The organism is Marinomonas sp., assembly GCF_039940335.1.
Lineage (GTDB): Bacteria > Pseudomonadota > Gammaproteobacteria > Pseudomonadales > Marinomonadaceae > Marinomonas.
In genome coordinates this window covers 130,533-151,317 of the sequence record NZ_JBDVGW010000012.1, presented here as the reverse complement: position 1 = coordinate 151,317, position 20,785 = coordinate 130,533, and the positions used below count along the sequence as shown (strand labels likewise).

The 20,785-nt window shown below is 45.1% G+C and carries 18 protein-coding genes; 14 read left to right on the top strand and 4 right to left on the bottom strand.

All coding sequences use genetic code 11. The features are described from left to right. Window positions 1-343 precede the first annotated feature (343 nt). The 9 genes from ABJF92_RS08130 to mobA all read left to right on the top strand — a co-directional run bounded on the left by ABJF92_RS08130 (window position 344) and on the right by mobA (window position 12,332). On the top strand, window positions 344-1,657 hold the full coding sequence (locus tag ABJF92_RS08130) for a CmpA/NrtA family ABC transporter substrate-binding protein (protein ID WP_446815589.1): 1,314 nt from the start codon (window positions 344-346) through the stop codon (window positions 1,655-1,657). An 83-nt stretch (window positions 1,658-1,740) separates the two neighbouring features. After that, on the top strand, window positions 1,741-2,712 hold the full coding sequence (locus ABJF92_RS08125) for an ABC transporter permease (RefSeq protein WP_446815292.1): 972 nt from the start codon (window positions 1,741-1,743) through the stop codon (window positions 2,710-2,712). Window positions 2,713-2,726: 14 nt separating this feature from the next. After that, window positions 2,727-3,575 carry an ABC transporter ATP-binding protein gene (locus tag ABJF92_RS08120; protein WP_446815291.1) on the top strand — a complete coding sequence of 283 codons (849 nt, stop codon included), beginning with the start codon at window positions 2,727-2,729 and terminating at the stop codon, window positions 3,573-3,575. Window positions 3,576-3,584: 9 nt separating this feature from the next. Then, window positions 3,585-4,817 carry an NAD(P)/FAD-dependent oxidoreductase gene (locus ABJF92_RS08115; protein ID WP_446815290.1) on the top strand — a complete coding sequence of 411 codons (1,233 nt, stop codon included), beginning with the start codon at window positions 3,585-3,587 and terminating at the stop codon, window positions 4,815-4,817. A gap of 59 nt (window positions 4,818-4,876) precedes the next feature. Beyond that, complete coding sequence (gene nirB, locus ABJF92_RS08110; RefSeq protein ID WP_446815289.1) at window positions 4,877-7,435, top strand: nitrite reductase large subunit NirB; 2,559 nt, start codon at window positions 4,877-4,879, stop codon at window positions 7,433-7,435. An 11-nt stretch (window positions 7,436-7,446) separates the two neighbouring features. Next, window positions 7,447-7,770 carry a nitrite reductase small subunit NirD gene (gene nirD, locus ABJF92_RS08105; protein ID WP_446815288.1) on the top strand — a complete coding sequence of 108 codons (324 nt, stop codon included), beginning with the start codon at window positions 7,447-7,449 and terminating at the stop codon, window positions 7,768-7,770. Window positions 7,771-8,069: 299 nt separating this feature from the next. Further along, a complete protein-coding gene (locus tag ABJF92_RS08100; protein WP_446815287.1) occupies window positions 8,070-10,748 on the top strand; it encodes a nitrate reductase in 2,679 nt (892 codons plus the stop codon). Then, window positions 10,745-11,743, top strand: a complete 999-nt coding sequence (locus tag ABJF92_RS08095; RefSeq protein WP_446815286.1) for a glycosyl transferase family protein — start codon at window positions 10,745-10,747, stop codon at window positions 11,741-11,743. The genes ABJF92_RS08100 and ABJF92_RS08095 overlap by 4 nt, the downstream gene beginning before the upstream one ends. Window positions 11,744-11,750: 7 nt before the next feature. Then, window positions 11,751-12,332, top strand: coding sequence for a molybdenum cofactor guanylyltransferase (gene mobA, locus ABJF92_RS08090; protein ID WP_446815285.1), 582 nt, complete (start codon window positions 11,751-11,753; stop codon window positions 12,330-12,332). Here the strand turns inward: mobA and ABJF92_RS08085 are convergent. From ABJF92_RS08085 to purM, 3 genes are read right to left on the bottom strand one after another with little or no spacing between them, the layout of a single operon-like run. After that, the gene (locus ABJF92_RS08085; protein WP_446815284.1) at window positions 12,319-13,047 is read right to left on the bottom strand and encodes a DUF3108 domain-containing protein; all 729 of its coding nucleotides are present in this window, start codon (window positions 13,045-13,047) and stop codon (window positions 12,319-12,321) included. The genes mobA and ABJF92_RS08085 overlap by 14 nt on opposite strands. A gap of 13 nt (window positions 13,048-13,060) precedes the next feature. Further along, window positions 13,061-13,714, bottom strand: coding sequence for a phosphoribosylglycinamide formyltransferase (gene purN / locus ABJF92_RS08080; RefSeq protein ID WP_446815283.1), 654 nt, complete (start codon window positions 13,712-13,714; stop codon window positions 13,061-13,063). Next, entirely contained in the window at window positions 13,711-14,769 is a 1,059-nt protein-coding gene (gene purM / locus ABJF92_RS08075) for a phosphoribosylformylglycinamidine cyclo-ligase (protein ID WP_446815282.1), read from the bottom strand. The genes purN and purM overlap by 4 nt, the downstream gene beginning before the upstream one ends. A 115-nt stretch (window positions 14,770-14,884) precedes the next feature. Between purM and ABJF92_RS08070 the strand changes: the two genes are divergently transcribed. Continuing rightward, window positions 14,885-15,976, top strand: a complete 1,092-nt coding sequence (locus ABJF92_RS08070) for a DUF2066 domain-containing protein (RefSeq protein ID WP_446815281.1) — start codon at window positions 14,885-14,887, stop codon at window positions 15,974-15,976. A gap of 7 nt (window positions 15,977-15,983) precedes the next feature. Further along, window positions 15,984-16,208: a hypothetical protein gene (locus tag ABJF92_RS08065; protein ID WP_446815280.1), complete on the top strand. Its 225-nt coding sequence runs from the start codon at window positions 15,984-15,986 to the stop codon at window positions 16,206-16,208. A gap of 217 nt (window positions 16,209-16,425) precedes the next feature. Here the strand turns inward: ABJF92_RS08065 and gltA are convergent, their stop codons facing one another. Beyond that, window positions 16,426-17,709 (bottom strand): citrate synthase, encoded by a 1,284-nt coding sequence (gltA, locus tag ABJF92_RS08060; RefSeq protein WP_446815279.1) that lies wholly within the window; start codon window positions 17,707-17,709, stop codon window positions 16,426-16,428. Between the two features lie 569 nt (window positions 17,710-18,278). Between gltA and sdhC the strand changes: the two genes are divergently transcribed. Genes sdhC through sdhA form a run of 3 tightly spaced genes read left to right on the top strand, consistent with a single transcriptional unit; the run spans window position 18,279 to window position 20,773 of the window. Then, window positions 18,279-18,656 (top strand): succinate dehydrogenase, cytochrome b556 subunit, encoded by a 378-nt coding sequence (sdhC, locus tag ABJF92_RS08055; protein ID WP_446815278.1) that lies wholly within the window; start codon window positions 18,279-18,281, stop codon window positions 18,654-18,656. Next, window positions 18,650-18,997: a succinate dehydrogenase, hydrophobic membrane anchor protein gene (sdhD, locus tag ABJF92_RS08050; RefSeq protein WP_445976012.1), complete on the top strand. Its 348-nt coding sequence runs from the start codon at window positions 18,650-18,652 to the stop codon at window positions 18,995-18,997. The genes sdhC and sdhD overlap by 7 nt, the downstream gene beginning before the upstream one ends. Before the next feature lie 3 nt (window positions 18,998-19,000). Next, window positions 19,001-20,773, top strand: a complete 1,773-nt coding sequence (gene sdhA / locus ABJF92_RS08045) for a succinate dehydrogenase flavoprotein subunit (protein WP_446815277.1) — start codon at window positions 19,001-19,003, stop codon at window positions 20,771-20,773. Window positions 20,774-20,785 lie beyond the last annotated feature (12 nt).

Sequence of the window (20,785 nt, the reverse complement as noted above, 5' to 3'; positions counted from 1 at the left end):
CGCTATAAAATTTCTATAGCGCACATGTTTTATAAAAACCTTTATAAAACATGCACTTGGTTTTTTTGGCACACATAATGCTTTTATTGTTCTGTGAGAATAAACATTGAGTAAAGTAGGCAATGATCGTCTGCTTTACCAACTAAATTTCCATTCCATTGCTGGAATGACGATGTGGCAAAGGCGCCTGCGAATACACAAGATGTATGTCGCATGCGCCTTTTTTTGTTTTTATTGTTTGATGCGGAGCTTAACCATGAAATTGCAAGCTGTTATACCTTTATCAAAATGGTCACTTACTAGTCGTGTGTTAGGAGCCTCTCTCCTAGTGGGAAGTGCACTGATGACGGGTTTGGCTCATGCTGAACTAGACTACGCAGAAAAAGAAGAGTTGAAATTTGGCTTCATTAAGTTGACCGATATGGCGCCTCTCGCGATTGCTTACGAGAAAGGCTACTTTGAGGATGAAGGCTTGTATGTCACCTTGGAAGCTCAAGCAAACTGGAAGGTTTTGCTAGACCGGGTGATCGATGGACAGTTGGACGGTGCGCACATGTTGGCAGGACAGCCATTGGGTGCAACCATAGGCTACGGAACAAAAGCCCACATTATTACCGCATTCAGTATGGACTTGAATGGTAATGGTATTACCGTTTCAAACGACGTTTGGGACGAGATGAAGAAAAATATTCCAAACGGACCTGATGGCAAGCCAGTTCACCCAATCAGTGCCAGCGCGTTGAAACCTGTTGTAGAGGGTTATAAAGCAGAAGGTAAACCGTTCAACATGGGCATGGTGTTCCCGGTGTCGACTCACAACTATGAGCTACGTTACTGGTTAGCCGCTGGGGGGATTCACCCTGGCTACTACGCACCACATAAAGGTGACACCAGTGGTCAGCTGAATGCGGATGCTTTCCTGTCCGTTACCCCACCACCACAAATGCCTGCGACCATGGAAGCTGGAACGATTTCTGGTTACTGCGTAGGCGAACCTTGGAACCAGCAAGCTGTATTTAAAGGCATCGGTGTTCCAGTTATCACGGATTACGAAATCTGGAAAAACAACCCAGAGAAAGTCTTTGGTGTGAGCAGTGATTGGGCAGAAGAAAACCCAATTACCCATATTCGTGTGGTTAAAGCCATGATTCGTGCAGCCAAATGGTTGGATGAAAATGACAATGCTAACCGTCCAGAAGCTGTGGAGATTCTATCTCGCAGTGACTATGTGGGGGCTGACTACGATGTTATTGCCAACAGTATGACGGGTACTTTCGAATACGAAAAAGGTGATAAGCGAGATATTCCTGATTTCAACGTATTCTTCCGTCATAACGCTACCTACCCATACTACAGTGATGCGATCTGGTACTTAACGCAAATGCGTCGTTGGGGACAAATTTCTGAGCCAAAATCTGATGATTGGTACATGAAAACGGCGAAAGAAGTGTACCGTCCAGACATCTATGCGCAAGCAGCTGAATCTTTGGTAGAAGATGGCTTGATGATGGCGAGTGAATTCCCAGATTTTGCAACAGAAGATGGCTTTAAAGCGCCGCAAAGTGATTTCATCGATGGTGTGACTTACGATGGTAAACGTCCTAATGATTACCTAAAAAGCTTCAAAATCGGCTTGAAAGGCGATGAGCAAATCTAACGTGAATAAGAGACCATAGCGATATGGTCTCTATTTATTGGTTTTTGTGTAAAGCCGTACTGTAAAAAAGAAGAGAGTAAAAAATGAACCTACCTAGCGTGTCGGCGACCTCAGTGAAAGACTGGATCTCAGGGATATCAATAAAAAGTCTATTGTTTCCTCTGTTTGGAATTTTGGCCTTTATCCTATTATGGCAAGTGGGTGCAAGCCGAGTGCATACTTCTTTAGGAGAGTTTCCTGGGCCTGTTGTCGTGTATGAGCAATGGGGTAGCTTGGTCGCTGATCATCAAAGAGAGAGAGTCAAAGAAGACAGTTTCTACGAGCGCCAAGAAAAACGCATAGCGGATCGTCAAGCGAAGGACCCAAGCTATGTGGGTAAGCTAAGAGAGTATACTGGTAAACCCACCTTCTTTGATCAGATTTTTACCAGCCTCTATACAGTATTGGCAGGCTTTGGTTTAGCCACCTTAATCGCCATACCGGTGGGCATATTGATCGGACTTAATAGTTCTGTATACAGTGCGCTGAATCCAGTCATTCAAGTGTTTAAACCGGTTTCACCGCTGGCCTGGCTGCCGCTGGTTACCATGGTGGTGAGTGCGACTTATGTGAGTGATGACCCTATGTTTTCTAAGTCATTCTTAACCTCTATGTTCACCGTAACCTTATGTTGTATGTGGCCGACACTGATCAACACTGCGGTAGGTGTCGCTGCGATTGAGAAAGACTTATTGAATGTCTCGAAAGTATTACGCCTGAGCTGGTTCACACACGTTATGAAGATTGTTATTCCGTCAGCTATCCCATTGATGTTTACCGGTCTGCGTTTATCGCTCGGTATTGCGTGGATGGTATTGATCGCCGCTGAGATGTTGGCACAAAACCCAGGCTTAGGTAAGTTTGTTTGGGATGAGTTTCAAAACGGTAGCTCAAATTCCCTGGGTCGCATTATGGTGGCCGTGCTGATGATAGGTTTTATCGGATTCTTGTTAGACCGAGCCATGTTAGTCATTCAACGCTTTGTGTCTTGGGATAAAACTCAAGTGTTACGTTAATTAAGGAGAAGATAATGTCGACACATCTTGATATCAGTAAAGTTTCAATTGAGTTCCCTACGCCTAAGGGGCCTTTTAAAGCCTTAGATGGTGTGAATCTAAAAATAGCCAAAGGCGAATTTGTTTCATTAATTGGCCATTCGGGTTGTGGTAAATCCACAGTTTTGAACATAGTGGCAGGGATTTACGATGCAACTGAGGGCGGTATTTTATTAGACGGTAAAGAAGTTCGAGGCCCAGGTCCAGAACGTGCCGTAGTGTTTCAGAACCACTCCTTATTGCCTTGGTTGACGGCTTACCAAAATGTTGAATTGGCCGTTAAACAAGTATTTAAGAAGACCAAGTCGAAAAAAGAAATGCATGAATGGATCTTGCACAATCTTGAGCTTGTGCACATGTCCCATGCTGCGGATAAACGTCCTGATGAAATATCCGGTGGCATGAAACAGCGTGTTGGTATTGCCAGAGCATTGGCCATGGAGCCAAGTGTGTTGCTAATGGATGAACCGTTCGGTGCTCTTGATGCATTAACCAGAGCGCATTTACAAGATTCCTTGATGGAAATCCAAAAAGACCTTAACAACACAGTTATCATGATTACCCATGATGTCGACGAAGCTGTTTTATTGTCAGATCGTATTGTCATGATGACCAATGGTCCAGCGGCGACAGTAGGGGAAATTTTGCATGTCGACCTAGAGCGTCCACGTGATCGCCTAGCGCTTGCTAATGACCCTAAATATGTGGATTACCGTGCCCAAGTTCTGCGTTTCTTGTACGAAAAACAGCGTAAGGTCGAGCCGATTGCTAAGCCTGTTAAAGCCTCAAAACCTCAATCGGGTTCGTCCCTAGAAAGCGCTTAAGGTAAAGGCATGAAGAGTTTTACGGGGAAACAGCACCTAGTGATTGTTGGCGGAGGGATGGCTGGTAGTAAGCTAGCAAGCGATCTTCTGGCGCAGCATGGGACAAGCTTCACCGTAACGCTGATTGGTGAAGAGCCAAGAGTGGGCTACAACCGAATTATGTTGTCATCCTTGCTGGCCAAAGAGATTGATGACGAGCAAATGGCCTTGGTCGATACCCGCCAGATGCTCGCAAATGGTGCCCAAATTATGGCTGGTGATCCAGCAATAGGCATAGATGCAGAAGCAAAGTGCATCGTTTTAGAAAGTGGCAAGACGCTTAATTACGATAAATTAGTGTTGGCAACAGGCTCAAGAGCACGGTTACTTCCTATCGCTGGGGTGGATGCAAGTAATGTTATGGGCTTTCGTAGTTGGCAAGATGTCGACCGGATGTCGAATTTACAAGGCGCCAAAGCCATTAGTGTGATCGGTGGTGGGCTATTGGGCTTAGAGGCCGCAGTCGGCTTGGTGAAACGTGGTCATCAAGTAACCTTATTTCACCGTAGCGGCTGGTTATTAAATCGACAGCTAGATGAAGAATCGGCACAACTTTTGCAGGTTAAACTAGAGAAAATGGGCGTAGTGTTTCGCTTGGGGGAATCTCCGGTTGCACTGACACAAGATCCACAGGGTTTGGTGAGCCATTGCCAATTGGCAAGTGGTGAATCGTTAAAAACCGATCTTGTTATCATGGCAGCGGGAATTACACCGGAAGTAACACTGGCTAAAAAATCTGGCTTGCACTGTCAGCAAGCCATTTTAGTTGATGCCCAAATGAAAACCTCCCAAGAGGATGTCTACGCTCTGGGAGAGTGTTGCGAATTTGAGCAACAAACTTTTGGGTTAGTGGCGCCTATTTGGACACAAATTAACGTACTTATATCAGTATTAGTGGGTAATGAAGCGGCATTTTGCATAGAGCCGACGCCAACTAAACTGAAAGTTTCCGGTGTGGATTTATTCTCGGTCGGAAAGATACAAGCAACTCAAAATGATCACTGCTTATACTTCAAAGATTTAGCAGGGCATCATTACCGCAAACTAGTAGTCAACGAGGGCTTACTGGTAGGCGCAATTCTTTATGGCAACGTCGCCGATGGTAGCTGGTATTTCCAGCTTATTCAAAATAAGACCAATGTCTCTGACATGCTTGATTTACTGGTCTTTGGTGAAGCGTACTGCCGACCAAAAATAGCCTGAATCAAGCTGTTCTAGACGTTGCTAGCCTAATTGGCCTATTAAAAGCAGGGGAACAGACGATGACTACTACCACTCCTTTATCCAGTGTAAAACCACATATTGTTGTTGTGGGAAATGGCATGGTCGGACACCATTTTGTTGAGCAATTGATTGCTCAAGGTGGCCATGAAAGATACAGCATTAGTGTGTTCGGTGAAGAGCCACATTTAGCCTACGACCGAGTCCATTTGAGTGAATACTTTACGGGTAAGGGCGCGGCGGATCTTGCCATGACAGACGGCAGCCTCTACGATGATAACGGTGTACGGTACTTTACTAATAGCCAGGTGACCGCTATTGATCGTGATAATAAGACTTTGTTGCTGGAAAAGGGTGACAGTCTTTCTTATGACAAGCTAGTGCTAGCAACCGGTTCTTATCCTTTCGTCCCACCAATTCCTGGTCATCAACGGGGCAATACTTTTGTCTACCGTACCCTAGAAGATCTCGATGCCATTCGTGATTGTGCTAAGCAAGTAACCCGAGGCACAGTGGTTGGTGGTGGTCTGTTAGGTTTGGAAGCCGCTAACGCCCTTAAAAACCTAGGTCTTGAGACCAGCGTGGTTGAATTTGCTCCTCGCCTAATGCCAGTTCAGCTGGATGAAAAAGGTGGTAGCGTTCTAAAAGGTATGATCGAAGGCTTGGATGTAAAAGTCTACACAGACACAGCGACACAAGAGATCGTTGATGGTGAATCCGCTTTCCATCGCATGAATTTTGCTGATGGTAGCCATTTAGAAACCGATTTAATCCTGTTTTCTGCTGGTATTCGCCCTCAAGATGCTTTAGCAAAGCAATCTGGTCTAGAAATGGGTGAGCGTGGTGGTATTACCATCAATAACCAGTGTCAAACCAGTGATGCAGATATTTATGCCATTGGTGAGTGTGCCCTATGGAATAATCGTATTTATGGTCTTGTGGCACCGGGTTACACCATGGCAAAAGCTGCGGCAGGTCATTTATTAGAGGATTCTAGTGTTGCCTTTACTGGGGCGGACATGAGCACAAAATTGAAACTACTCGGTTGTGATGTCGGCTCAGTAGGAGATGCCCACGGTCAGACGCAAGGCTGTAAGGTGTTTGTTTATCAGGACGAGCTTAGCCAAAGTTACCGTAAGATGGTGGTGTCTGAAGATGGCAGTAAGTTGCTGGGTGCTGTCTTGGTGGGTGACAACAGCTATTACGATACCTTGTTGCAATATTATCTAAACGCTATCGATCTGCCTGATCAGCCTCAGTCGTTAATTCTGCCTGCAATGGACGGTGCTCCAGCAGCGCTTGGCGTGGAATCATTGCCTGCCACGGCGTCTATTTGTAGTTGTCATAATGTCACTAAGCAAGACATCAATGAGGCGGTGTGTAATGGCGCTATGTCAGTGGGTGATGTGAAAGGTGTGACCAAAGCTGCAACGGGCTGTGGCGGTTGTGCAGCTCTACTTAAAAAGGTTGTCGACAGTGAATTATTAGCGCTAGGGGTTGAGGTCAGTACAGATATCTGTGAACACTTCGCTTATACCCGCCAAGATTTATACAATCTGGTTAAAATCGAAGGTATTAAAACCTTTAAAGAGCTGCTTGCCAAACACGGTAAAGGTCATGGCTGTGAAATCTGTAAACCAGCAGTGGGTTCTATATTGGCGAGTGTTTGGAATGACTATGTGCTCAAAAAAGATCACATCAGCCTGCAAGATACCAATGACCGTTTCTTAGCGAATATGCAAAAAGACGGTACATACTCCATCGTTCCTCGTATTCCGGGCGGAGAAATTACCCCAGAACGACTGATCGTATTGGGTCAGGTCGCAAAAGATTACAACCTTTATACTAAGGTGACGGGTGGTCAGCGTATTGATTTATTTGGTGCGACTTTACCTCAATTGCCGGAAATATGGGCAAAACTCATTGAAGCAGGATTTGAAACTGGACAAGCCTACGGTAAGTCTCTGCGTACCGTGAAATCTTGTGTCGGCAGCACCTGGTGCCGTTATGGTGTCAATGACAGTATGGGGATGGCAATTGATTTAGAGAATCGCTATAAAGGTCTTCGTTCCCCTCATAAAATAAAATTTGCCGTATCGGGTTGTACACGTGAGTGTGCAGAAGCACAGAGTAAAGACATCGGTGTTATCGCAACAGAAGGTGGCTGGAACCTGTATGTGTGTGGTAACGGCGGTATGAAGCCTAGACACGGTGATCTATTTGCCACCGACTTAGACGATGAAACCCTTGTTAAGTACATAGATAGAGTCTTGATGTTCTACACCAAAACCGCGGACCGTTTACAGCGTACTTCCGTTTGGATGGACGGATTAGAAGGTGGTCTAGATTACCTTAAAGAAGTGGTCATCGATGACAAACTGGGTCTTTGTGACGAGCTTGAAGCTCAGATGGCGCTAGTGGTTGATACTTTCCAATGTGAATGGAAAACCACCTTAGAAGACGAAGAGGCGTTGAAAACTTTCCGCCAATTCGTCAACTACGAAGGGGAAGATAGCAATGTTGTCTTTGTACAAGAGCGTGATCAAATCCGTCCAGCTACGGATCTTGAGAAACAACAATTGATCGCGAAAGCGGGTTAAGGAGAAAGCAGATGCAATGGCATTTACTCTGTAAAAAAAGTGATCTGATTGTGGATGCGGGTGTTGCAGCCATGGTGAATGGTGAACAAGTCGCTGTATTTTATGTGCCGGAGGCGGAACAGAAAGTTTTCGCTATCGCAAATTGGGACCCTATCGGCAAAGCGAATATTTTATCTCGTGGGCTAGTGACTCATCTTCAAGGTCAATGGGCCGTTGCTAGCCCTTTGTATAAGCAACACTACTCATTGTTGTCGGGAAAGTGTTTAGAAGAAGAGGTAACGACACCCGCTTGGCCAGTGAAGATTGAAGGGGAAGATGTCTTCATTGCCCAATGAAATAACGTTGAATACTAGAGATTTCCTACTTTACAACGCCCTATCATAGGGCGTTTTTTTTGGTTTTTTTTCAAGGAGTAAACAGTATTTTTTAATTTCAGGCTAAGATATTGAATAATAAGCGTTTTAAAAATCTCAAATAAGTAGGGTGTTTGGTCTGTTTTTTGCTTATTTATAGATATATTGCACAGGATCAATGTGGGTCCGAGTGTTTAAACAGATTTTTAAATTGGCAACGTAGCCCAATGAGCTTTCCACGGAAAGTTCATTGGGCTTTTTGCGTTTTAAGGAAGGTAGCTATGACGATCACCACTGGTAAAACCACCTGTCCATATTGTGGCGTAGGCTGTGGGGTAAAGGTAACGTTACCAAGTTCACCGGATGCAGCCATTGCCCCTGTGTCTGGGGATAAAGAGCATCCTGCGAATTTTGGTCGTCTCTGCGTGAAAGGCAGTAGTTTGGCACAAACCTTAAACCCCCAAGGGCGCTTGCTGAGCCCGATGATGAACGGACAGGTTTGTTCTTGGGACGATGCGGTGGCAACCATAGGCGATAAAATACGCCAGGTTGTGAAAGATCATGGCCCTGATGCGTTCGGTTTTTACCTCTCTGGGCAAATTCTTACAGAAGATTATTATGTTGCCAATAAGCTTGCTAAGGGCTTCATCGGGACGGCAAATGTAGATACCAATTCGCGTTTGTGTATGGCCTCGGCCGTGGTAGGTTATAAACGTGCATTTGGCTCCGATACTGTGCCTTGTAATTACGAAGACTTAGAGCTGTGTGACTTGCTGATTATGGTGGGTTCTAATGCGGCTTGGACTCATCCAATCTTATATCAGCGTATTAGTGCCGCCAAAAAAGCCCGACCGCAAATGAAAGTTGTGGTCATTGACCCAAGAGAAACCGCGACCTGTGATATTGCGGACCTTCATCTGGCCATTAAGCCAGGTAGTGATGGGGCGATTTTCTCCTACCTTCTTAATCACTCGGAACAGGCTGGCATTCTGGATGAAGATTTTATTGACAACCATACGGACAACTTTGCCGCCACCTTGGCGCAGGTGCAAGTCTCCACACCAAGTGCCAAAAGTACCGCTGAATTCTGTGGTATCCGTGTTGAAGATCTAAATTGCTTATGTCATTGGTGGACCAATAACGCCAAAACAATCAGCTTTTATTCTCAAGGGGTCAATCAGTCATCCTCTGGGGTGGATAAATGTAATGCCATTATCAATTGCCATCTGGCGACAGGCCGAATTGGCAAAGAAGGGGCGGGGCCATTTTCAATTACTGGTCAGCCGAATGCTATGGGCGGGCGTGAAGTGGGTGGCTTAGCCAATCAATTGGCGGCTCATATGGATTTTGCTACCCCCGGCGCTCAGGACTTGGTGCAACGTTTTTGGCAAGCCTCTAACATGGCGACGGAAAATGGCCTGAAAGCCGTGGATTTATTCCAAGCGATGGAAGAGGGTAAGGTAAAAGTGCTGTGGGTGATGTCCACCAACCCTATGGTGAGTTTACCCGATACGGCGCAAGTGCGACGTGCATTAGAAAAATGTGAATTAGTGATTGTCAGTGATTGTAAGGAACATACGGATACTACGGCTTTTGCAGATATTTTGCTGCCAGCAACAGGCTGGAGTGAGAAAGATGGCACAGTGACTAACTCGGAACGTCGTATCTCTCGTCAACGAGGGCTATTAGCGCCTCCCGGTGAAGCAAAGCATGATTGGTGGGCGATTTGTGCCGTCGCCAAGCAGTTAGGTTATGGAGCCGCATTTGATTATCAGCACCCACGAGATATCTTTGTAGAACATGCGGCCTTGTCTGCTTTTGAAAACAACGGCAAGCGAGACTTTGATATTGGCCATTTTAGTGACATGACGCGACAGGAATATGATGATCTAAGCCCTGTGCAATGGCCTGTCCCCAAAGGGCAGCCCCAAGGAACTAAGCGCATGTTTACCGATGGCCGTTTCTTTACGCCAAATGGTAAGGCTAAATTTGTGCCAATAGTGCCTGAGTTACCTAAGTTAGCGACCAATGAAGAATGGCCTTTTATGTTAAACACAGGCCGAGTTCGTGATCAGTGGCATACTATGACACGAACAGGGGATGCGGGCTCTTTAGCCAAGCACACGGATCAGCCTTATGTTGAAATTCACCCTAAAGATGCTCGTGAGCTGGGTATTAGGGAGCAATCCCTTGTGCGAGTCACGGCACCTTCAGGAGAAGCTCTGCTAAGGGCAAAAGTGAGCAGAGGAACCGCTCCTGGTGCGGTGTTTGCGCCGATTCACTGGACCCAGCAATTTGCCAATGCTGCGGTCGTGTCTAATTTAGTGCCTCAAGTGGTTGATGCTTTGTCGGGGCAGCCCGAATCTAAGCATGCCAGGGTGAAATTAGAGGCTCTTCAACACGTTAGTTACGGTTTTGTGATGTCTACTAGGCCCATTTCTCAGCTAGATTGTTTATACTGGTGCCTAGTGCCTTCCGAAGTAGACTTTTATTATCAGGTAGCCTGGTCACAACAGCAGAATACGACAAGTTGTCGCTCTATGTTTGTTGCAGGTCAAGAGAGTGCCCATTGGGAATGGTTGGAATATACCAATCCGTTAACAGGTCAACTAAGATTGGCCGCATTAGAAAACGATAAGCTGGTTGCCGTGGTGTATTCGAACCAGCAGCCAGAAACAACCTCTCCGGATTGGCTGGTGAGTAAAATGGCCAGTGGTGACAAAGTCACAGAACTTGAGCGTATCGCGCTGCTGGTGGGCTTACCTGCCAGTGTTGAAGACAAAGGCGCTATTGTTTGTTCTTGTTATCAAGTGGGCAGCAAACAAATAACCAAAGCCGTAGAGTCTGGCGTCACCAGTGTGGAAGCATTGGGCCATGCGCTGAAATGCGGCACCAATTGTGGTTCTTGTATCCCAGAACTCAAACACTTTATCCCGACGATTACGGAGTTGTCAGCATGAGCAAAGCCTTTACCCAATATGTCAAAATCCTTGGGCGAGGAAAAAAGGGCGCGCGTACTTTAACAGTAGAAGAAGCCGAACATGCTATGTCGTTAATGCTGACGGGGCAGGTTGCTCCCGAGCAGTTAGGGGCGTTTTGGATGTTGATTCGCATTCGTGAAGAAACCGTTTATGAAACGGTGGGTTTTACTAAAGCCACCCGTGAATTCTTGAGACAAAAAGAAACTCTAGATATTACGATTGATCTCGATTGGCCAGCTTATGCGGGCAAGCGTAATGAGTTACCTTGGTTTTTATTGGCTGCGTTAGCACTGGCCAACAGTGGCATTAAAGTATTTATGCACGGTCACGCTTTTGAAGGCGAAGGCCGTATCTATGTGGACGAAGCGATTACTGCCCTTGGTTTGTCTGTCGACAATGACTTGCAGCAAGCAAAGCAGCATTTGCAGAAAGATAACTTTGCTTTTATGCCCCTGGCAGACATAGATAATACCCTCGGTCGTATGATGGACTTGAAATACACCTTGGGGTTACGCTCTCCAGTGAATACCGTGGTGCGTATGATGAATCCATTTAATGCAACACACAGTGTTCACGGAGTGTTCCACCGTGGTTACGACATGCTGCATTTATCCGCGTGCGAGCAGTTAAAGGACTCTTCAGTGTTGGTGTTCCGCGGTGGTAATGGCGAAGCCGAGGTGAACCCTGAGCGGGATGTCACATTAGGAAAATGGCAAAATGGTGTCGCCAGTTGGACAGGGTGGCCAAAAGCCGAAACAGAACACAAGCGACTAAAAGATCAAATGGACTTAAGTCGTTTAGTCGATCATTGGAGCGGTAAACAAGTTGACCCATTCGGTGAGCAAGCGGTTCGTCAGACCATTGCATCTGTCGCAGGCTTAATTCAAGGAATTGCTTCTCACGATGAATGTTTGGCGTTGGCGGATGAAATCTGGTTCAAGCGAGATAAGTCTTGGTTAGGGGCTAATCAGTAGTCGTGCTATGTCAGATTTTTCAATAACAGGTGCTATTTTAGCTGGCGGCAAAGGTCAGAGAATGGGCGGTGTTAATAAAGGCCTGCTCATTTGGGCGGATCAGCCTTTGGTGATGCATGTCCATCAAGCCATGGAACAAGTCGTGGAAGACATAAGCTTTAATACTAATGATCACTTAGAGGCCTACCAAGTTTTCAGGGTGAAAGTGATCAGTGATCAAGATCACCAGAATAAAGGCCCACTTTCGGGGATATTCTCTTGCTTGCAAGAGGCTCAGGGCTCTCATTTACTCATATCCCCCTGTGATACCCCTTGTATCAGTCCTCAAGCGTTTAAGGTTCTACTCGAGTCTGCCCAAAAGCAACCTGATTGTATTGTTTATCTGAGCAGTGAGAGTGGTGATCACCCCCTGCATGGGGTAATCCCTAAGGCATCCATTAATGATTTAGAGAGATATTTGCAGGGAAATCGTTTTAATGTAATGGGGTTTTATCAAGTCTATGGAGCGCAAGCTGTAGACTGGCCACATGAATCGGAATTGTTAAATATTAATACTCAACAGTGCTTAGCAAGCCTTACGGATAGCTAACTTTATCGACATCTAAGCGATAGGATTCGCTGTCAGTCTTATGCTCAAGTTTCACTAACAAGTAATCAAATTTGGGTGCGAACCAGAAATAGGTGCGCTTACCGCTTTCAAGATTATCAATGCGTGTCATTTTGATAGTTGAGACTCTACCTAAAGCGGTTGAAATGGTTTCACGCTTCTCACGTTTAAAACGCCAGTTCTTAATGTATCCACCGTCCGCAATGCTGTAATCAAACTCATTTTTGCCCTGTTTCAGATCTTGTCGTACTTGTAGTTGAATCGACAATTTATCCAGGGTATTCAGAGGGATACTTAGGTACCAAGGCTTGTCCTTAATGTCATTAAGCACTTGATTATTTTTCCAGTCGAACGTGAGGTCTGCTGTCTTCTTTTTACCGAATACCTTGCTTTGATAGTGGTAGTGTCGTGGAATGATTTGATGGTCTTTGACATGGAAGGTGGAGGTTTCATTAAGGGAAGCGATGAAGTTATCGGCAGTGAATTTGAACTCCCAAAGATCAGCCGACTTCTTGCTCAATGTTTGTTTGCCTTCCACTTTAAGGCTAATGCCTTTTTTCCATACAGTACTGTAGGTGGCAGAATAGGGCGCTAAAAAACTTGTTTTGTCTTGGTTAGTTTCGGCAGAAAAAGAAAACACAGAAAAACTCATTAATACCAATGGGGTAAAAAGCGTCCTAATTGCTTGAGAGACCATGTTTTCTCCTGTTCTAGATTAACTCTGGATGATACATCACACCACTTTCAGCCAATATCTTATTATCTAAAACTGCGATGCCGTTTTTATAGGCAAGCCTTTCTTCGCTGAACCATTTCACCGCAAGTGGGTAAATGATGTGTTCGTAAGAATGTATCTTGCTTGCTAAGGTATCGGCCGTTTCTGTTTTTTCTATAGGGCAACTTGCTTGTAAAATGACAGCGCCAGCATCGAGTTCAGCACTGACAAAGTGTACAGATACCCCATGTTCTTTTTCACCTGCATCAATCGCTCTTTGGTGAGTATTGAGACCTTTATACTTTGGCAGCAAAGATGGATGAATGTTCAACATTCTACCTTCGTAATGTTGCGCAAAGGTTTCAGTGAGAATACGCATGAAGCCAGCCAAGACCACCAGCTTTGGCTGGTACTGGTCAATGATCAGTTGTAACTGCTCATCAAAGGCTTCACGGCTATCGAAACTCTTGTGATCAAGAGTATGAGTAGGTATACCTGCTTTCTGGGCACGTTGGAGTCCAAATGCATCGGCTTTGTTGCTTATAACCGCGCAAATCTCAACGTTTAGATTGCCTTGCAAGCTTTGATCAATCAAAGCTTGCAAGTTGCTGCCGCTGCCAGAAATTAAGACAACGATAGGAAATGTCATGCCTGGGCCTCAAGGTCCGAGATCAAAACATCTTTTCCACCGTTACGTGGGCGGATATCACCAATGATCCAAGCTTCTTCACCTGCTTCCTTCAGGATAGAGAGCGCTTCTGCTGCCTTGTCGTTATCAAGGCAAAGTACCATACCAACACCACAGTTCAGTACGCGGTACATTTCTTCTTGTTCAACATTGCCTTGCTCTTGTAGCCAATCGAAAACAGCAGGACGAGTCCAGCTCTTAGCATCGATAAAGGCTGCGGCATCTTCAGGCAATACACGTGGAATGTTTTCTAACAAACCTCCACCTGTAATGTGGGCAAGCGCATTGACAGGCATAGTGTCCATTAGTTTAAGAATGGATTTCACATAAATGCGTGTAGGTTCCATCAAAGCGTCTTTCAGCGCTTTACCATCAATCTCTTGGTTTAGGTCAGCTTCGCTAACTTCCAAAATTTTACGGATCAAGGAGTAGCCGTTAGAGTGAGGGCCAGAAGAGCCTAGGGCAATTAGTGTATCGCCAGCTTTTACATTCGTACCGTCAATGATGCTTTCTTCTTCTACCACACCAACACAGAAACCTGCTAGGTCGTAGTCGCCATCGTGATACATGCCTGGCATTTCAGCGGTTTCACCGCCAACCAGTGCACAGCCAGATTGCAGACAACCTTCACCAATACCCGTTACTACGTTTGCCGCGACATCAATGTCTAGTTTGCCTGTAGCGTAGTAGTCTAGGAAAAGTAGTGGTTCAGCACCGGCAACGATCAAATCGTTTACACACATAGCCACAAGATCGATACCTATGGTGTCGTGTTGGTTAAGATCCATAGCCAAACGCAGTTTGGTGCCCACACCGTCGGTGCCAGAAACCAAAATTGGGTTTTTGTATTTTGTTGGTAAGCGAGTTAAAGCGCCAAAGCCACCTAGTCCACCTAAAACTTCAGGGCGACGGGTTTTTTTGCTAACGCCTTTAATACGTTCAACAAGCTGGTTGCCAGCGTTAATATCAACGCCTGCGTCTTTATAACTAATCGATGCTTTATCCGACTTGGTCATTGCCTATGCCTTATCATGGTACGAGAAAAAAACGCATTTTAGCATAGTGACACATTAGGGCTATGGTTCTTTGTGATTAAGACAGTAGAATAGGCAAATAAACGAAGGAAGGGTGATGAAAATTCGTATTTTTTTATTTTTAGTCTGTGTTTTGAGTGGCTCGATTGCCAATGCGGTAACTGTGCAGGGGCTATATCGAGCAGATATAAAGGTGCCAGCGATAGAATCTGAATCGGCGATGTTGAATTCAGCTTTCTCTCAGGCCGTTAAGCAGGTCTTGATCAAGGTGTCTGGAAATGAACAAGCCATTCGTGGCAATTTGTTGGTCCAAGCGCAAAAATCTGCCGCCAGTTGGGTGGCGCAACACTCGGTAGTGGCCTTGCCGGACTTGTTGTCCACAGAAAGTGGTTTGGTGCCGGGTAGACAAGTGATGGTGACTTTTTATCGAGAGTCCATAGATGGTTTTCTGTCACAAAATAATTTACCTGTCTGGGCAGAGAACCGACCTTCCGTTTTAGTGTGGTTAGTAAATGACGACGGCGCTTCTCGACAAGTTTCTGGCGCGAACGCTCCTTCTGTCGAATTAAATGAATTTGCTCTGGCGATGACGCGAAAAGGTGTGCCTGTCTACGCACCACTGATGGACTCGGTTGATCAAAGTGAGATCAGTGCGGCTGATATTTGGGGTTTTTTTACCGACAGTATTCAGCAAGCCAGTCGTCGTTATCAAACAGATGTTGTCGCGGCGTTAAGGTTGAGTCGTTTCGGGGAAAGTGCTTCTGGTGATTTGTTATTGCTATTGCCGAGTGGTGATACTCAGCGATTCTCCATTGCCGGAGATGATTTAAACGCTCTGCTCGATACTGGGGCGGGTCACCTAGCGAAAGCCTTGTCAGATCGTTATGCTGCAGTGCGTAGTCGAGAGTCCAGTGCCCGTTTTGTTTTAGAAGTGCTTGGTGTTTCAGATTTCAAGCAAATGGACAAGGTACAGGCCTATTTGCAAAGTGTTGGGGTGGTGCGTGAAGTCCAATTGCAGCATGTAAAAGCCAACCAAGTAGCGTTTAGCGTGGATGTAGATGGTGGTAAGGATAAATTATTAAGCGCCATTGGCTTAAGTCGAGTACTCGTTCCGACGCAGCCACCAGTGTTAACAGAACCAACACAAGAAAGCCCAAACACTCAATACTTTCAATTTAATGGGGAGTAAACGTTACATGTCAGAAGAAAAAGTAGTTAGTCGAGATTTTTATGCTCGTTCATTAGAAGAGCAACAAGATTTTTTGACCCAAACTTGGTGTAACCAATGCCAAGAGATCGATCTGGGAATGAAAGATCCACAAGAATTTAGCTCTGAAAGCCGCTTATGGATTGAAGGTGACTGTCTTAAATGTGGTACAAAAACCATTACAGAGCTCGTGGAAGAAGAGGAAGATGAGTAGTGAGGGGTAGATCAAAGTAGCTTTTCTTGAGGGTTAGATTTTCCTCAATTCAGTACAGGGCGTGACCTCTTAAGTCATGCTCTCATTTCAGTTATGTTTCTTATATTCCTCAATACTTTTTTGAACTCCTCTCATTTCTTATTGGCAAAAAAATCCCCGCTAATGAGCGGGGATTTAGAGTCTTTCTATCACCTGAATTTTATCAGGAGGCGCCTAACTAGTCTTTAGTTGGGTAGTCGCGCTCTGGTTGACCTACGTAAAGTTGGCGAGGGCGGCCAATCTTGTATGGTCCACTGATCATTTCGTTCCAGTGAGAGATCCAACCAATGGTACGTGACATAGCAAAGATCACGGTAAACATACTAGTTGGAATACCAATCGCTTTCATGATGATGCCAGAGTAGAAGTCTACGTTCGGGTAAAGCTTACGCTGTACGAAGTAAGGGTCTTCTAGAGCGATTTGCTCAAGGCGCTTGGCGATTTTAAGTAGCGGGTCGTTAGACATACCCAATTCTGCCAATACTTGATCACAAGTTTCACGCATAACCTTGGCGCGAGGGTCAAAGTTTTTGTAAACACGGTGACCAAAGCCCATTAGACGGAACGGATCGTTCTTGTCTTTCGCTTTAGCGATGAATTCATCAATGTTCGACTCATCACCAATTTCTTCTAGCATGGTCAATACAGCTTCGTTAGCACCACCGTGAGCAGGGCCCCATAGTGTTGCGATGCCAGCCGCAATACAAGCGAATGGGTTGGCGCCAGAAGAGCCAGCTAGACGTACAGTTGATGTTGAAGCGTTTTGCTCGTGGTCAGCGTGCAAGATAAAGATGCGGTCCATGGCTTTCGCGAAAACTGGGTTCACAACGTAATCTTCACAAGGCGTTGCGAACATCATGTAGAGGAAGTTTTCTGCATAAGATAGGTCGTTACGTGGATACATAACGGGTTGATCTTTAGAATACTTGTAACAAGTTGCCGCCAGTGTTGGCATTTTTGATATAAGACGGAACGCAGCAATTTCACGGTGCCTAGAGTTGTTGATGTCCATGTGGTCTTGATAAAAAGCAGACAGTGCACCCACTAATCCACACATGATCGCCATAGGATGGGCATCATTACGGAAACCTTCGATGAACTTGTGCATCGATTGGTTAACCATGGTGTGTTTACCAACTGTTTTTACAAACTCTTCTTTTTCCGTTGCGCTAGGTAGTTCTCCGTAAAGCAACAAGTAACAAGTTTCTAAATAGTCAGAGTGCTCTGCAAGCTGAGCGATTGGATAGCCTCTATGTAATAGAACACCTGCTTCACCATCGATATAGGTGATGGCGGATTCGCAAGAACCCGTAGACATGAAACCTGGATCGTAGGTGAATATACCTTGAGAGCCTAATGTACGAACGTCGATTACGTCTGTACCAAGAGTCCCTGAAAGAACAGGAAGTTCGATGGTCTGATCCATCCCATCCACTGTAAGTTGCGCTTTTTTATCGGCCATTTATGGTCTCCTCCGAATACAAGTTTTAGATAAATTAAGTCGTAGATTGACGCTCTTCATCTAAAAGGTGCGGAAAAAATACTGTTTCTACCCTATAAAAGTCAATCTTGCTCGGTTTGTATGGATTGTGCTAGCAAATAGGGTTTTGTAATAAAGTAACGAAAAAACTAAAAGTAAAGACAGGTAAAGAAAATGCAAATAATATTAAACCATTGAAAACAAACGATTTTATTTTATCACCTATGTTGTTGGTTATGTAATTTAGCACCATTATTGTTTCGGCTTATGGTTACATTCATTTGGTGAATGCTGATCATTGAAAACCTGCTGCTCAGTCTATTTGTCATCGCAATTTTTGCTGGTTTATAATTGCCGCCCGATGATTTTATTGATTTGTCGACATGAACTTACTAAAAAGAGAGTCACTTTTTAGTCATGTGTTTGCAAATCGATGGGATTTTCAACGTAGGCCTAAAGTGCACTTTTTTACGTAAGCTGCGTATCAATAAGTGCAGGTTAGTATTGGGTCGTGGTTAACCATTCAATTGATAAAATGGTGTAAATAAATCGTGAACAAAAAAAGACCAGTCAATCTTGATATATCAACAATATCAATGCCCGTCACTGCAATTGTTTCCATCCTTCACCGTATTACCGGCATTATCCTTTTTGTAGGGTTAGTGTTTCTGTTTTATGCATTCGATCTTTCCTTAGAGTCTCAAGAAGGGTTCGATCAAGTGGCCGATGTGTTGCAAAATAACTTTCTTGCGAAATTTGTTATATGGGGCGTTGTTTCTGCATTGATGTACCACTTTGTAGCAGGTGTGAAGCACTTGTTTATGGATTTAGGGCATTTCGAAGAATTAGACAGTGGACGTAAAGCCGCCGTAGCAAACCTTGTGATTGCAGGCGTTCTTGTTGTGTTAGCAGGAGTGTGGATATGGTAACTCAAATTACGAGCTTTGGCCGTTCTGGTCTATATGATTGGATGATGCAGCGTGTTTCTGCATTAATCTTATCTTTGTACACCATTTTTATTATTGGGTATTTGGTTTCAAACCCTGATCTAACTTACGATCAGTGGAGTGCTTTGTTCGAAACTACTTGGATGCGTATATTTAGCTTGATGATGTTGTTGTCTATCGGCGTGCATTCATGGATCGGTTTGTGGTCTATCTCTACTGATTACATTAAACCAACTGGTATTCGTTTCTTTTTTCAATCTCTATGCGGCTTTGCAATGTTTGTTTATGTCGTTTGGGGAATTCAGGTTCTTTGGGGGCTATAAATAATGGCAAATATTCGTACTATCTCTTTTGATGCCATTGTTATCGGCGGCGGCGGCGCGGGCATGCGTGCGGCGTTGCAGTTAACGGAATCGGGTTTGAACACGGCTTGTGTAACGAAAGTGTTTCCAACACGTTCGCACACAGTTTCTGCACAAGGCGGTATTACTTGTGCGATTGCCAGTGATGATCCTAATGACGATTGGCGCTGGCACATGTACGACACCGTAAAAGGGTCGGACTACATTGGTGACCAAGACGCAATCGAATACATGTGTTCTGTTGGTCCGCAAGCGGTGTTTGAGCTTGAGCACATGGGATTACCATTCTCTCGTACAGAGCAAGGTCGTATTTATCAGCGCCCATTTGGTGGTCAGTCTAAAGATTTTGGTAAGGGTGGTCAGGCCGCTCGTACTTGTGCTGCGGCAGACCGTACTGGTCACGCGTTATTGCACACGCTTTATCAAGCCAACCTGAAAGGTGGTACGACTTTCTTCAATGAGTGGTACGCAACAGATCTTGTGAAAAATAGTGAAGATGCTGTGGTTGGTGTTATTGCAATTTGTATTGAAACAGGCGAAACCGTCTACCTGAAAGCCAAAGCAACGGTTGTTGCAACAGGTGGTGCGGGTCGTATTTACCAATCAACGACTAACGCTCACATTAATACTGGTGATGGTGTTGCCATGGCATTGCGTGCTGGCTACCCAATGCAAGATATGGAAATGTGGCAGTTCCACCCAACCGGTATTTACGGTGCAGGTACGCTTGTAACAGAAGGTTGTCGTGGTGAAGGTGGTTACCTGATCAATAAAGACGGCGAGCGTTTCATGGAGCGTTATGCGCCAAACGCTAAAGACCTTGCAGGTCGTGACGTGGTAGCACGTTCTATGATCCTTGAAATCCTTGAAGGTCGTGGTTGTGGTCCAGAAGGCGATCACGTATTACTAAAATTGGATCACCTAGGTGAAGAAACGCTGAATAAACGTCTGCCAGGTATTCTTGAGTTGTCTCGTACCTTTGCTCACGTTGACCCAGTAAAAGAACCTATTCCTGTCGTACCAACTTGTCACTATATGATGGGTGGTATTCCAACGAACGTTGGTGGTCAAGCGCTGAAGCAAAACGCAAATGGCGAAGATGAAGTAATTGATGGTTTATATGCTTGTGGTGAAGCGGCTTGTGTATCTGTTCACGGTGCTAACCGTCTAGGCGGTAACTCACTGCTAGATTTGGTTGTGTTCGGTCGTGCTGTGGGTCTACAGGTTAAGAAATCTCTAGATGAAGGTTTTGATTCCCTCAGTGCAGATGAGACAGATATCGATAAAGCGATGGCGCGTCTGAATCGTTTGAATGCTTCTACCTCTGGTGAGAATGTTGCTGAAGTACGTGCAGAGCTACAAAAAGTAATGCAACTTTACTTTGGTGTATTCCGCGACGGCGAATCCATGCAGAAAGGCCTGAAAGAGCTAGATGTTATCCGTAAGCGTGTTGAAAACTTGAATCTTGATGATAAGAGTCAAGCCTTCAATACTGCGCGTATTGAAGCACTAGAGCTTGAAAACTTGTTGGAAATTGCGGAAGCAACAGCGATTCCTGCGGAATACCGCAAAGAAAGCCGTGGTGCGCACGCCCGTAACGATTTCACTGAACGTGATGACGAAAACTGGTTGAAGCACTCATTATTCCATCCGGCGACTAAGTCCGTTACCAAGCGTGATGTGAACTTTGCTCCGAAAACAATGGAAGCTTTCCCACCTAAGATTCGTTCATACTAAGGAGTAATTCAG

Excerpts from the sequence above, each read along its gene's own strand:
- ABJF92_RS08085 (WP_446815284.1), bottom strand. The coding sequence starts at position 13,047 with ATGGTCTCTCAAGCAATTAGGACGCTTTTTACCCCATTGGTATTAATG.
- ABJF92_RS08070 (WP_446815281.1), top strand. The coding sequence starts at position 14,885 with ATGAAAATTCGTATTTTTTTATTTTTAGTCTGTGTTTTGAGTGGCTCG.
- ABJF92_RS08120 (WP_446815291.1), top strand. The coding sequence starts at position 2,727 with ATGTCGACACATCTTGATATCAGTAAAGTTTCAATTGAGTTCCCTACG.
- mobA (WP_446815285.1), top strand. The coding sequence starts at position 11,751 with ATGTCAGATTTTTCAATAACAGGTGCTATTTTAGCTGGCGGCAAAGGT.
- purN (WP_446815283.1), bottom strand. The coding sequence starts at position 13,714 with ATGACATTTCCTATCGTTGTCTTAATTTCTGGCAGCGGCAGCAACTTG.
- ABJF92_RS08095 (WP_446815286.1), top strand. The coding sequence starts at position 10,745 with ATGAGCAAAGCCTTTACCCAATATGTCAAAATCCTTGGGCGAGGAAAA.
- ABJF92_RS08115 (WP_446815290.1), top strand. The coding sequence starts at position 3,585 with ATGAAGAGTTTTACGGGGAAACAGCACCTAGTGATTGTTGGCGGAGGG.
- nirD (WP_446815288.1), top strand. The coding sequence starts at position 7,447 with ATGCAATGGCATTTACTCTGTAAAAAAAGTGATCTGATTGTGGATGCG.
- sdhD (WP_445976012.1), top strand. The coding sequence starts at position 18,650 with ATGGTAACTCAAATTACGAGCTTTGGCCGTTCTGGTCTATATGATTGG.
- purM (WP_446815282.1), bottom strand. The coding sequence starts at position 14,769 with ATGACCAAGTCGGATAAAGCATCGATTAGTTATAAAGACGCAGGCGTT.
- sdhA (WP_446815277.1), top strand. The coding sequence starts at position 19,001 with ATGGCAAATATTCGTACTATCTCTTTTGATGCCATTGTTATCGGCGGC.
- ABJF92_RS08125 (WP_446815292.1), top strand. The coding sequence starts at position 1,741 with ATGAACCTACCTAGCGTGTCGGCGACCTCAGTGAAAGACTGGATCTCA.
- ABJF92_RS08130 (WP_446815589.1), top strand. The coding sequence starts at position 344 with ATGACGGGTTTGGCTCATGCTGAACTAGACTACGCAGAAAAAGAAGAG.
- ABJF92_RS08100 (WP_446815287.1), top strand. The coding sequence starts at position 8,070 with ATGACGATCACCACTGGTAAAACCACCTGTCCATATTGTGGCGTAGGC.
- nirB (WP_446815289.1), top strand. The coding sequence starts at position 4,877 with ATGACTACTACCACTCCTTTATCCAGTGTAAAACCACATATTGTTGTT.
- gltA (WP_446815279.1), bottom strand. The coding sequence starts at position 17,709 with ATGGCCGATAAAAAAGCGCAACTTACAGTGGATGGGATGGATCAGACC.
- ABJF92_RS08065 (WP_446815280.1), top strand. The coding sequence starts at position 15,984 with ATGTCAGAAGAAAAAGTAGTTAGTCGAGATTTTTATGCTCGTTCATTA.